Source organism: Bradyrhizobium sp. CSA112 (assembly GCF_029051645.1).
GTDB lineage: Bacteria > Pseudomonadota > Alphaproteobacteria > Rhizobiales > Xanthobacteraceae > Bradyrhizobium.
The window spans coordinates 46,863-59,704 of the sequence record NZ_JAACFS010000009.1; the positions used below are offsets into that span (position 1 = coordinate 46,863).

Annotated in this window: 10 protein-coding genes; 5 read left to right on the forward strand and 5 right to left on the reverse strand. The window is 63.2% G+C overall.

Translation table 11 applies throughout. From position 1 onward, the window contains the following. Positions 1 to 75: 75 nt before the first annotated feature. The 5 genes from GWE18_RS18040 to hpaR form a co-directional block, all read right to left on the reverse strand. Positions 76 to 3,351, reverse strand: coding sequence for a transglutaminase family protein (locus tag GWE18_RS18040; protein ID WP_275187049.1), 3,276 nt, complete (start codon positions 3,349 to 3,351; stop codon positions 76 to 78). Between the two features lie 238 nt (positions 3,352 to 3,589). Then, positions 3,590 to 5,116 carry an altronate dehydratase family protein gene (locus GWE18_RS18045; protein WP_275187051.1) on the reverse strand — a complete coding sequence of 509 codons (1,527 nt, stop codon included), beginning with the start codon at positions 5,114 to 5,116 and terminating at the stop codon, positions 3,590 to 3,592. A gap of 187 nt (positions 5,117 to 5,303) precedes the next feature. Then, complete coding sequence (locus GWE18_RS18050) at positions 5,304 to 6,083, reverse strand: aldolase/citrate lyase family protein (RefSeq protein WP_275187052.1); 780 nt, start codon at positions 6,081 to 6,083, stop codon at positions 5,304 to 5,306. A gap of 51 nt (positions 6,084 to 6,134) precedes the next feature. Beyond that, positions 6,135 to 7,220: a malate/lactate/ureidoglycolate dehydrogenase gene (locus tag GWE18_RS18055; protein ID WP_275187053.1), complete on the reverse strand. Its 1,086-nt coding sequence runs from the start codon at positions 7,218 to 7,220 to the stop codon at positions 6,135 to 6,137. Between the two features lie 202 nt (positions 7,221 to 7,422). Next, complete coding sequence (gene hpaR, locus GWE18_RS18060; protein ID WP_275187054.1) at positions 7,423 to 7,959, reverse strand: homoprotocatechuate degradation operon regulator HpaR; 537 nt, start codon at positions 7,957 to 7,959, stop codon at positions 7,423 to 7,425. A 145-nt stretch (positions 7,960 to 8,104) separates the two neighbouring features. Between hpaR and hpaH the strand changes: the two genes are divergently transcribed. The 5 genes from hpaH to GWE18_RS18085 all read left to right on the forward strand — a co-directional run bounded on the left by hpaH (position 8,105) and on the right by GWE18_RS18085 (position 12,834). After that, on the forward strand, positions 8,105 to 8,911 hold the full coding sequence (gene hpaH / locus GWE18_RS18065; RefSeq protein WP_275187055.1) for a 2-oxo-hept-4-ene-1,7-dioate hydratase: 807 nt from the start codon (positions 8,105 to 8,107) through the stop codon (positions 8,909 to 8,911). 30 nt (positions 8,912 to 8,941) lie between these two features. Beyond that, positions 8,942 to 9,340, forward strand: coding sequence for a 5-carboxymethyl-2-hydroxymuconate Delta-isomerase (locus tag GWE18_RS18070; RefSeq protein WP_275187056.1), 399 nt, complete (start codon positions 8,942 to 8,944; stop codon positions 9,338 to 9,340). After that, positions 9,333 to 10,868: a 5-carboxymethyl-2-hydroxymuconate semialdehyde dehydrogenase gene (gene hpaE / locus GWE18_RS18075; protein WP_275187057.1), complete on the forward strand. Its 1,536-nt coding sequence runs from the start codon at positions 9,333 to 9,335 to the stop codon at positions 10,866 to 10,868. The genes GWE18_RS18070 and hpaE overlap by 8 nt, the downstream gene beginning before the upstream one ends. A 107-nt stretch (positions 10,869 to 10,975) precedes the next feature. Continuing rightward, entirely contained in the window at positions 10,976 to 11,959 is a 984-nt protein-coding gene (gene hpaD, locus GWE18_RS18080) for a 3,4-dihydroxyphenylacetate 2,3-dioxygenase (protein WP_275187058.1), read from the forward strand. A 5-nt stretch (positions 11,960 to 11,964) separates the two neighbouring features. Further along, on the forward strand, positions 11,965 to 12,834 hold the full coding sequence (locus GWE18_RS18085) for a fumarylacetoacetate hydrolase family protein (protein WP_275187059.1): 870 nt from the start codon (positions 11,965 to 11,967) through the stop codon (positions 12,832 to 12,834). Positions 12,835 to 12,842 lie beyond the last annotated feature (8 nt).

The window sequence follows — 12,842 nt, forward strand, 5'->3', positions numbered from 1 at the left end:
GGGCGTGCTTCCTGAATAGATCAGAATCGCAGTCCCGGCCCCTTCTTTTTTTGGCGCGTTTTCCGCTGGAAAACGCTATGGCAGGAGCGGGGTCCTCAAGTCGAGCGTCAAAGGGAATTCAATTGTGCGTTCCTCGGGCGGCGGGTCTACCCTGCCGGGGGTGTGGCCGTGATCCTGAAACCGGGCCAGCCGCCGCGCCTCCGCCTCGTAGGAATTGACCGGCTTGGTCTCGTAGTTGCGGCCGCCGGGATGGGCGACGTGGTAGACGCAGCCGCCAAGCGAGCGGCCGTTCCAGGTATCAATTAAGTCAAATGTCAGCGGAGCATGAACAGGAATGGTCGGATGCAGCCCTGAGGCCGGCTGCCAGGCCTTGAAGCGGACGGCTGCGACCGCCTCGCCGGCACGGCCCGTTGACGTCATCGGCATCCGCCTGCCGTTGCAGGTCACGACATGGCGGCCTTCGACGAAGCCTGTTGCCTTGACCTGCAGCCGCTCCACGGAAGAGTCGACATAGCGCACGGTGCCGCCGGCCGAGCCCTCTTCGCCAAGCACATGCCAAGGCTCCAGCGCCTGACGCAATTCCAGCGCGACTCCGCCATGATGGACGCGGCCGAACGCCGGGAAGCGGAATTCGAGCTGCGCCGAATACCATTCCGGCGAGAATTCGTAGCCGGAATGCCTGAGCTCATCGAGCACGCCCAGAAAATCCTCCCAGAGGAAATGCGGCAGCATGAAGCGATCATGCAGCGCCGTGCCCCAGCGCACGAACTTGCCCTGCTGCGGCTCGCGCCAGAGCTTTGCAATCAACGCGCGGATCAGGAGTTGCTGCGCCAGCGACATCCGCGGATCGGGCGGCATTTCGAGCGCGCGGAATTCGACCAGCCCGAGACGGCCGGTCGGGCTATCAGGAGAATAGAGCTTGTCGATGCAGATTTCGGCGCGATGGGTGTTGCCGGTGATATCGACGAGGATGTGCCGGAACAGGCGATCGACCAGCCATAGCGGAGCCTCGATACCGGGCGGCGGCACGTGTGCGAGCGCAATTTCCAGTTCGTAGAGGCCGTCATGGCGCGCCTCGTCGATGCGCGGCGCCTGGCTGGTGGGGCCGATGAACATGCCGGAGAACAAATAAGACAGCGAGGGATGGCGCTGCCAGTACAGCACGAGGCTCTTCAGGAGATCGGGGCGGCGAAGGAACGGCGAATCCTGCGGCGTCGAGCCGCCGACCACAACATGGTTGCCGCCGCCGGTGCCGGTGTGGCGGCCGTCGACCAGAAAACGGTTGGCGCCGAGCCGGATTTTTGCGGCGTCTTCGTACAGGCCGAAGGTGATGTCGACAGCGTCGCGCCAGCTTTGCGCCGGCTGCACGTTGATTTCGATCACGCCGGGATCGGGCGTCACCTTGATGACCTCGATGCGCGGATCGTAAGGCGGTCCATACCCCTCGACATGAACCGGGATCTGCATCTCCTCGGCGGTCGCCTCCACCGCCGCGATCAGTTCGAGGTAGTCCTCGATCTTCTCGACCGGCGGCATGAAGACGCACAACACGCTATCGCGGATTTCGACAGCTATCGCCGTACGCACCGGCTTGGGTTTTGGCCTGGATGTCGGCTCCGGCTTTGTGGGCTCGCCTGCCGCTGCGGAGTCTTTATCTTCGACCGCGAGTTCCAGACGCGGCTCTATCGGATCCTGTTCGACGACATAGGGATATTCATCCGGGGGAATATCCGGCAGTGACGACATCGGCAGCCGCAGTCCGAGCGGGGAATCGCCCGGTATCAGGAAAAGATGGTCACGCCGGAGCTGCCAGTGTTCGCTCATCCAGCCAGACGCGTCAGCGCCCGCATGCTGGATCGGCAGCACGAAGCCGCTCGCCTTGTTGAGCCCGGTACTGAATACCCGCGCCATGCGAGCACGCTCTTCCGCGTCGGACAGTTTGGAGTCGGTCGGATCGACATTGACCGGCAAGGCGGCTTCCTTCTGCAGCCAGTGCACGGTGTCTTCATAGGCGGGCATCACATAGCCGGCGTCGAGGCCGAGCCGCTTCGCGGCGCCCTCCATAAACGCCTTAGCATCTTCGACTATCGCCTTGTGCGGGTTGTCGATCTTCGCGATCAGGTCGGCGTTCTTCCAGATCGGCACGCCGTCCTTGCGCCAATAGAGGCCGAACGCCCAGCGCGGCAGGCTTTCGCCCGGGTACCATTTGCCCTGCCCGTAATGTAACAGCCCGCCCGGCGCAAAACGCGCGCGCAGTTTGCGTATCAGATCGTCGGCCAGCGCCTGCTTGGTCGGGCCGATGGCGGCGATATTCCATTCCGGCGATTCCAGATCGTCGACGGAGACAAAAGTCGGCTCGCCGCCCATGGTCAGCCGGACGTCGTCCTGCTTGAGATCGGCATCGACCTGCTCGCCGAGCGCATCGAGGCGCGCCCAGGATTCATCGGAGAACGGCCGCGTGATCCGCGGCGCCTCGCGGATGCGCCTGACGTTCATCTCGAAGCCGAATTCGACGTTGGCGAAGCCGGCACTGCCACTGATCGGCGCCGCCGAGCGGTAGTGCGGCGTGGCGGCAACGGGAATGTGCCCCTCGCCCGTCAGCATGCCCGAGGTGACGTCGAATCCGATCCAGCCCGCGCCCGGAAGATAGACTTCGGCCCAGGCGTGCAGATCGGTGAAATCGCTTTCGACCTCGCGCGGTCCCTCGACGGGATCGATGTCGGGACGTAACTGGATGAGATAGCCGGAGACGAAGCGCGCCGCGAGGCCGAGGTGCCTGAAGATCTGGATCAACAGCCACGCCGAGTCGCGGCACGATCCGAAGCCAGAGGCCAGCGTCTCCTCCGGCGTCTGAATGCCCGGCTCCATGCGGATGACATAGTTGATCTTCTTCTGAAGCTGCGCGTTGAGCTCGACCAGAAAATTGACGGTGCTGTCGGCCTCGCGCGGAATCTCCTTCAAGTAAGCTGCGAACAGCGGTCCCTGCTCCGCGGTGACGAGATAGGGCGCGAGCTCGGTCTTGAGGTCGGCGGGGTATTGAAACGGAAAGGAGTTGGCGTAGGGCTCGACGAAGAAGTCAAAGGGATTGACGACCGTCATCTGCGCGCTGAAGTCGACTTCGATTTTCAGTTCGGTCGCCTTCTCCGGAAACACGAACCGCGCCAGCCAGTTGCCCTGCGGATCCTGCTGCCAGTTCACGAAATGGTTTGAAGGCGTCACTTTGAGCGAATAGCTGAGGATCGGCGTGCGCGTATGCGGCGCCGGACGCAGCCGAACGGTTTGCGGGCCGAGATCGATCGGTCGGTCGTATTTGTAGTGCGTGACGTGATGTAGTGCGACGAAGATCGACACGGACCGGAGACTCCAGCGGCTTTTTTAAGCAGAACACCGGTTCCGGGTCGGATCAAGCATTAACAACGGGCACGGGGTGCCTATGGGACGTGCGGGACACAGTCGTCCCTGCGAACGCAGGGACCCATACCGCGTGGTATCTCGAGTGAAACAAGATCGCAGACACCGCCTCAAACAACAAACGCCGGTGGTTATGGGCCCCTGCGTTCGCAGGGGCGACGCAGATCGGTGCGAGAAACTACATCGTCGCCCCTAATACCCACGGCGCGAACTCGGCGCTGCCGAAGTCAAAACTCTCACTCTTGGTCGGCTGGCCTGATGCCGTTTTCAGCATCAGCTCGAAGATGCGCTGGCCGCATTGCTGCACAGTCTCCTCGCCGTCGAGGATGGTGCCGCAATTGACGTCCATGTCGTCTTCCATGCGCTTGTACATCGGCGTGTTGGTCGCGAGCTTGATCGAGGGCGCGGGCTTGCAGCCGAACACGCTGCCCCGGCCGGTGGTGAAGCAGACCATGTTGGCGCCGCCAGCCACCTGCCCGGTTGCCGCGACCGGGTCGTAGCCGGGCGTGTCCATGAAGACAAAACCCTTCTTGGTGATGGGCTCGGCGTAATTGAGCACATCGACCAGGTTGGTGCTGCCGGCCTTGGCCATCGCGCCCAATGATTTCTCGAGAATCGTGGTGAGGCCGCCGGCCTTGTTGCCGGGGCTCGGATTGGCGTTCATCTCGGCCCCTTCGCGCCTGGTGTATTCTTCCCACCAGCGCATTAAACCGACGAGCTTTTCGCCGACCTCGCGGCTGACCGCACGCCGGGTCAAGAGATGCTCGGCGCCATAGGTCTCCGGCGTCTCCGAGAGGATCACGGTGCCGCCGTGAGCAACCAGCAGATCGCTCGCCGCGCCGAGCGCCGGATTGGCTGACACGCCGGAGTAACCGTCGGAGCCGCCGCATTGCAGCGCCACGGTCAACTCGCTGGCCGGCACCGGCTCGCGCTTTACTTTATTGGCGTCGGTCAGCGCCTCCTTCACGAAGGCGATGCCGGCCTCCACCGTCTTGCGGGTGCCGCCGACTTCCTGGATGTCCATCGCGCGCAGGCGGCCGGCGAGTTTCTGTTCCTGCATCAGCCCGCCGATCTGGTTGACCTCGCAGCCGAGCCCGAGCACGACCACAGCGGAAAAATTTACATGCCGCGCATAACCGCCGAGCGTCCGCCGTAAGAGCGCCAGCGGCTCGTCCTGCGTCATGCCGCAGCCGGTCTTGTGGGTCAGCGCCACCACACCGTCGACATTCGGGAAATCGGCCAGCGGGTTATCGCCGGTAAATGGATTCTTCTTGAACATGTCGGCGACGATGCCGGCGACATGGGCGCTGCAATTCACCGAGGTGAGGATGCCGATATAGTTACGCGTCGCCACCCGGCCGTCGGCGCGGCGAATGCCGTCGAACGTCGCCGGCAGATCGAAATTCGGCACCGGCTTGACGTCGACGCCATAGGCATAGTCCTTGGCGAAATCGCCCATGCCGCAGTTCTGGGTGTGCACGTGCTGGCCCGGCGAAATCGGCGCGGTGGCAAAGCCGATGATCTGGCCGTAGCGGCGCACCGGCTCGCCCACGGCGATCGGCCTGATCGCGACCTTGTGGCCGGCCGGGATTCGCTCGACCGTGGTGACGCCATCGGCCACCACCATGCCCGGCGGCAGGCTCGCGCGCGCGATCAGCACGCCATCGTCAGGATGCAGGCAGATCACGGGTGCTGGGGTGGTCATGGGGTGTTTCTCCAGTGGTTCGCTTTAACCTCTCCCCGTCCTTTAGGGGAGAGGTCGGATCGCATCGAAGATGCGATCCGGGTGAGGGGCAAGGCAGTGACTTAGTTACTGGCGCAGTGCTTGCCGGATAGAGGCCCCTCACCCCAACCCTCTCCCCGCAAGAGCGGGGCGAGGGAGAAGTAAGAGCTTAGGCCTTTCCGCCCGAATCCTTCCTCGTCTGGTTCACCTGCATCTTGGCGTAGGTCATCATCAACCCGCTCTCGTTCGAGAGCGTCACCAGCTTGAAGCCCATGTTGATGGCGCGCACCGCGCCCTCGGCGCCGGAGCAGTGGATGCCGGGATTGAGGCCGCGCTTGCCGCATTCCGTGACGATCTTCTCGTAGATTTTGAGGATTTCCGGCTCGTCGCGGTCGAGCTTCGGCACCAGGCCGTAGGAGAAGCCGAGGTCGGACGGGCCGATATAGACGCCGTCGATGCCTTCGACGTCGAGGATCGATTCCATGTTCTCGACCGCGGTCCTGGTCTCCATCATCGGCAGCAGCACGATCTCGTCATTCGCGGTCTGCTGGTAACTGCCGGCCGAGCCGTACATGCCGGAACGGATCGGGCCGTTCGAGCGCGTGCCCTTCGGCGGATACTTGGCGTACTGGACGAGGTTCTTGGCTTCCTGCGGGGTGTTGATCATCGGGCAGATCACGCCATAGGCGCCGCCGTCGAGCACCTTGCCGATGATGCCGGGCTCGTTCCAGGGCACGCGAACCATCGGCGTCACCGGATGGCCGTTCATCGCCTGAAAGCACTGCACCATCGAGAGATAGTCCTGCACGCCGTGCTGCATGTCGACGGTGACGCTGTCGAAGCCGCACTGAGCGATCACCTCGGCGGAGAAGCCGGACGGGATCGCGAGCCACGCGTTCACCACGGCCTTGCCGGAGGCCCATACTTTCTTGACGTTGTTGGTTGCCATTGATCGCTTTCCCTTTGTGATCGTTACATTTGTTGGAGTTCGTGAAATTGATTAGCTGGTCGCGCGCTGAATAGCGGCCTCGCTGACGCCGACCTCGCGGGCGGTATTGACGATCGCAGCCCAGGTATCATCCGGCAGCGGCACGCCGTTCCTGGTGCGCTCGGCGCGCATCTTGCGCTCGGGATCGCCCGGGACCAGCACGGACTCGACGCCGGCGATCGGCTTGGTTTCCCGGATGAAGTCGGTGTAGCGCGAGATTTCGCCGTCGAAGTAGTTGGCCGTGTCGATCACCTTGGGATCGATATAGAAGGCGAGCATGCCGTTGGCGAACTGCCGGCCGCCTGAGGTGGCGCCGGTGCCGGTGAGCGCGCCGCCGAGCAGTTCGCAGATGAAGGCGAGCCCCGAGCCCTTGTGCTCGCCGAAGGCGCGGATCGCACCTGTGCCCTTGGTGTGATCACGCGGCCCGTCCGGGGTGTAGGGGCCATAGAGGACCGACGGCTCCTCGCTCAGCGTGCCGTCGGCATCGACCAGCGCGCCGGTCGGCAGTTTCTTGCCGCCGCGGCTTGCCACCAGCACCTTGCCTTCGGCGACGATAGAAGTCGCAAAATCGAGCACGATCGGATCCTGCCCCTGGCGCGGAATCCCGACGCAATAGGGCGCGGTCGAGAGCCGCTTCTGCACGCCGCCGAACGGCGCCACCAGCAGCGAGCCCGCCGCATTGACGAAGTGAACCGAGACCAGTCCTTCGGCGGCGGCCATCTCCGCCCAGTCGCCGACGCGGCCGATATGCCCGGCGTTGCGCAACGCGACCGCTGAAAGCCCCGCCTTCTTGCATTTCTCGATGCCGGTCCGCACGGCAAACGGCGTCACGGTCTGGCCATAGCCGAACTTGCCATCGACCACAGCGAGCGACGGCGTATCGACGACGATCTCGGGGGTCTGGTTGGGAACGACGTTGCCCGTCTTCTTCCAGCGAATATAGACCGGCACCCGGATCACGCCGTGGCTGTCATGGCCGGTGAGATTGGCTGTCGTCAGATAGGTCGCGATGCGCCTGGCTTCCTCGGGAGAGGATTCCGAATGCGAAAAAACCTCGGCGACGAAATCGATGAGATTGTTGACTTGGATGGTGACCATTTTTTCGGATTCAGCCCTGACCTTGCACCGGGAAAGCCGGCGATATCAGCGGCAAACCCTGGAACTCCCACACCGGTTTTGATGACCGGCTTGGCCGGCACTTTGAACGAAAAATCGCACGCGTGTCTACCATTAGACAAATGATTGCAATCATTTGCCCGGCCGTTATGCATCGGGCCGCTAGCATCATGCAAATTTGCGCTTACTCGTCCGCCTCAGCCTCTGCCTCACCGGCCACTTCCATTTCCGCCAGGCCGCGTTCGAGTTCGCCCAGCATGTCCTGCAGCTCGGCGAGCTTGCGCGCGCCAAAGCGGTTGGTGATCTCGGCGTAGATCGCTTCCGAGGTTGGCGCGACGGCCTCGATCAGCTTCAAGCCCTTGGACGAAATCGATACCTCGCCGCGGCGCAGATCGGCCTTGGCGGTCCGCCGCTCGATCAGATCGCGCGCTTCGAGATCGCGCAGGATTCGCGACAGGCTCGGCCCCAGCAGGAAGGCAACGCGCGCCAGCTCGGTCACCTCGATGGTATCAACCGCCGTCAGCGCGCGCAGGATCCGCCATTGCTGCTCGGTCAGCCCATGATTGCGCAAGGACGGGCGGAACTGCCGCATGACCGCTTCGCGGGCGCGCAAGAGCGACATCGGCAGCGAACGCGAGAACTCGCGCATCGGCGCGCGGCGGGCCTCCGTCGTTCCCTCCGGCTCCGAACGCGGTCCGTTCGGCGATTTCTTCCCTGCCATCTTCAGTGGTCCGCCATCAGGAATCGTGGATTCCGCGAGGATAAAGTTTTGCGCCGCAACAAGCATCAAAGGAGTTTGCGCGGGATAACTTAACATGTTAAACAAATTTCAGCACGCGCTTTTTTCAGACATGCCGGACGCGCCCATGGCCCTTTCGAAAGACGAAATCCGCAAGTCCGCCGAGCGGCTCGATCACGCCGAAAAGACCCGCACGCAGATTCGCCAGCTTTCGCTCGAACATCCCGGCATAACGATCGAGGATGCCTACGCTATTCAGAAAGCCTGGGTCGAGATGAAGCTCGACCAGGGGCGCATCGTGAAGGGCCACAAGATCGGCCTGACCTCGAAGGCGATGCAGAGCGCGCTCAACATCGACGAGCCTGACTCCGGCATCCTGCTCGACGACATGTTCTTTGCCGATGGCGGGCTTGTCCCGTCCGATCGCTTCATCGCCACCCGCGTCGAGGCCGAACTCGCCTTCGTGATGAAGTCGCGGCTTTCGGGACCTGATTGCACACTGTTCGACGTGCTCAACGCCACCGACTTCGTGGTGCCGGCGCTGGAGATTCTCGATACGCGGGTTGAACGCGTCGATCCGCAAACCAAAGCTAGCAGGAAGATTTTTGACACCGTCGCCGACAATGCAGCGAATGCCGGTATCGTGCTGGGTGGCCGACCGATCCGGCCGATGGACGCCGACTTGCGCTGGATTGGCGCGCTGTGTTTCCGCAACGGCCAGCTCGAGGAAACCGGGCTTGCGGCCGGCGTTCTCAACCACCCGGCCACCTCGGTGGCCTGGCTTGCCAACAAGATCGCACCGAATGGGCTGGCGCTGGAGGCCGGGCAAGTGGTGCTGGCGGGATCGTTCATCCGCCCGATCGAGACCCGCAAGGGCGACACGATCCAGGCCGACTATGGTCCCTACGGTTCCGTGAGCTGCTACTTCGCCTGATGCGTTAGGGAAGACCGGAGTCATCGCAACATGCCGCACTTCACGATTGAATATTCAGGCAATCTCGATCGCCACGTCGACATGGGCGCGGTCGTGGAACTGGTTCGCAAGGCCTCGGTCGAAACCGGTATCTTCCCGCTCGGCGGTATCAGAGTCCGCGCGATCAAATGCGAGCACTATGCGATTGCAGACGGCCGCCAGAATTACGGCTTCCTCGACATGGTGCTCCGCCTCGGCGAGGGTCGCGACCTCGCTACGCGCCAGAAGGCGGGCGAGCATATTTTCAAGGCCTTGTCGGCCTATCTCGATCCGGTGTTTGCGAAGGAGAAGTTCGCGCTGTCGTTCGACATGCAGATCAACGACAAGGAAACAAGCTGGAAACGCAACAACATCCACGACGCCCTGAAAGTGGAGGCTATCAATGGATAAGGCGACACCGAAGGACATGTTTCAGGCTAACCGCGACCGCGTAGCTTCCCCGCTCGCCAAGTTAAAGAGCGAGGGCATCGGCCACATGATCGGCGGCAAGACCGTGCCGTCGGTCTCCGGCCGGACTTTTGAGACGAAGTCGCCAGTGGATGGGACGGTGCTGGCGTCCGTGGCGCGCGGCAATGCCGAAGACATCGACCGCGCTGCTACCGCAGCCGCAACCGCGTTCAAATCCTGGCGCGAGGTGTCTGCGGCGGCGCGGAAGAAATTGCTGCATCGCGTGGCCGATGCCATTGAGGACCACGCCGACGACATCGCGGTACTCGAATGCATCGACACCGGCCAGGCCCACCGCTTCATGGCCAAGGCTGCGATCCGGGCGGCGGAAAACTTCCGCTTCTTTGCCGACAAATGCGCCGAGGCCCGGGACGGCCTGAACATGCCAAGCGAAGAGCACTGGAACATCTCGACCCGGGTGCCGATCGGCCCGGTCGGCGTGATCACGCCGTGGAACACGCCGTTCATGCTGTCGACCTGGAAGATTGCGCCGGCACTCGCCGCCGGCTGCACCGTCGTGCACAAGCCCGCGGAATGGTCGCCGGTGACGGCGGACCTGCTGGCAAAACTTGCGAAACAGGCAGGCCTCCCCGACGGCGTGCTCAACACCGTCCACGGCATGGGCGAGGAAGCCGGCAAGGCGCTGACCGAGCATCCCGCAATCAAGGCAATCGGCTTTGTCGGCGAGAGCTCGACCGGCTCGGCAATCATGGCGCAGGGCGCCCCTACCCTGAAACGCGTGCATTTCGAGCTTGGCGGCAAGAATCCCGTGATCGTGTTTGGGGATGCCGATCTCGACCGGGCGCTGGATGCGGTGGTCTTCATGATCTACTCGCTGAACGGCGAGCGCTGCACCTCCTCCAGCCGGCTGCTTGTCCAGGAGTCTATCGCCGACAAATTCATCGAAAAGCTCACCGTTCGGGTGAAGGCGCTGAAGGTCGGGCACCCGCTCGACCCCGCTACCGAAATCGGGCCGCTGATCCATGAGCGGCATCTGGCAAAAGTCTGCAGCTATTTCGACGTCGCGCGAAAGGACGGCGCCACCATTGCCGTCGGCGGCAAGCCGCATGACGGGCCCGGCGGCGGGCATTATGTGCAGCCCACGCTGGTGACCGGCGCGCATTCGAAAATGCGGGTGGCGCAGGAGGAAGTGTTCGGCCCATTCCTTACCGTGATCCCGTTTAGGGATGAGAAGGACGCGATCGAGATCGCCAACGGCGTGCAATATGGCCTGACCGGTTATGTCTGGACCGGCGACATGGGCCGCGCTCTGCGCGTCGCCGACGCGCTGGAGGCCGGCATGATCTGGCTCAATTCCGAAAACGTCCGCCACCTGCCGACGCCGTTCGGCGGCATGAAATCGTCAGGCATCGGCCGCGACGGCGGCGACTACTCGTTCGACTTCTACATGGAAACCAAGCACGTCTCGCTCGCGCGCGGGACGCATAAGATTCAGAAGCTGGGTATTTAAGACACCGTCGTTCCGGGGCGATGCGAAGCATCGAACCCGGAACCTCGAGATTCCGGGTTCAGCCCTGCGGGCTGCCCCGGAATGACGAACCAACCAAGGGAACGCCCATGCCGGTGCCTACTCACACCTTCGATCCGCCCTTCAACATCATCCGCTGCAGCCATGCCGTGCTTGATGTCGTGGACCTCAACAAGAGCCGCGCGTTCTATGAGACCACCGTCGGCCTCCATGTCGAGGACGCCGACGACAAGGCCGTGTATTTGCGCGGAAGCGAGGAGCATCAGCATCACTCGCTGGTGCTGCGGAAAGCCCCTGTTGCGGCCTGCAGCCGGCTCGGCTTCAAGGTCGGCAATGACGGCGATCTCGACAAGGCGGCGACGTTCTTTTCCGAGAACGGTATCGCCTATGCCTTCGCCGATCAGCCGTTCCAGGGCCGCACCCTACAGTTCACCGATCCCGCCGGCTTCCAGTTCGAACTCTACGCAACGATGGAAAAGCGCCCGCACCTGCTGCGCCGCTACGACCTCTACAAGGGCTGCCATCCGCAGCGGCTCGACCATTTCAATGTCTTTTCGCCCGAGGTTCAGGGCACGATCGACTTCTATGCCCGGCTCGGCTTCCGCCTGACCGAATATGGCGAGGAGGACGGCCCGAACGGGCGGATCGCCGCCGCCTGGATGCACCGCAAGGGCAATGTCCATGACCTCGCGATCACAAATGGCCGCGGCCCTCGTTTGCACCACTTTGCCTATTGGGTGCCGACAGCGATGAACGTCCTGCATCTCTGCGACGTCATGGCTTCGAGCGGCTACCTGAAGAACATCGAGCGCGGCCCGGGTCGGCACGGCATCTCGAATGCATTCTTCCTTTACGTCCGGGATCCGGACAGCCACCGGCTCGAGCTATACACCAGCGACTATTTTACGGGCGATCACGACCATGAGCCGCTGCGCTGGTCGCTGAAGGACCCGCGCCGGCAGACGCTGTGGGGCGCGCCCGCGCCACGCTCCTGGTTCGAAGAGGGCTCGCCGTTTTCGGGGCAAGCGGTACGCGAGCCGGCCTTTGTCGCCGACGTCACGATTGCGGATTGATGCCGATGGCCACTCCCCGCCTCGCCACCTACACCGTCAACGGTGCGGAGAAATATGGTGCCGTGACCGATTCCGGCATCGTCGATCTCTCCGCGCGCTTCGGAAAGGACTATCCGACGCTGCGCGAAGTCATCGCCGCGGGCGCGCTGATGAAACTCGCGGAAGAAGGCGCGCAGCACACGGCGGACCACGCGCTCGACGCGATCACCTGGCAGCCGCCGATCCCCTCGCCGGAAAAGATCATCTGCATCGGCGTGAACTACCCGGACCGCAACGCCGAATACAAGGACGGGCAGGACGCGCCGAAATATCCGAGCATGTTCATGCGCACGCCGCGCTCCTTTGTCGGGCACAACACGCCGCTGGTGCGCCCGCGCGCCTCGACGCAGCTCGATTACGAAGGTGAACTCGTGATCATCATCGGCAAGGCGGGGCGGCATATCAGGGAGAGCGACGCGCTTGACCATATCGCCGCGGTCACGCTCTGCAACGAAGGCACGATCCGCGACTGGGTGCGGCACGCCAAGTTCAACGTCACGCAGGGCAAGAACTTCGATTCCACCGGAAGTCTCGGCCCGTGGCTCGTGCCCTACACCGATGAAAGCCAGATCGCGGACATCCGCCTCACCACGCGGGTCAACGGCGAGACGCGGCAGGACGACCGCACGGGACGATTGATCTTCAGCTTCCGATACCTCATCAACTATCTCTCGACCTTTACCACACTGGTGCCGGGCGACGTCATCGTGACGGGAACGCCGACGGGGGCCGGCGCGCGGTTCGACCCGCCGCGCTATCTCAAGCCCGGCGACGTTATCGAGGTTGAAGCCGAGGGCGTCGGCGTGCTGAAGAACGGCGTGATCGACGAAGCCTGACAATCCCC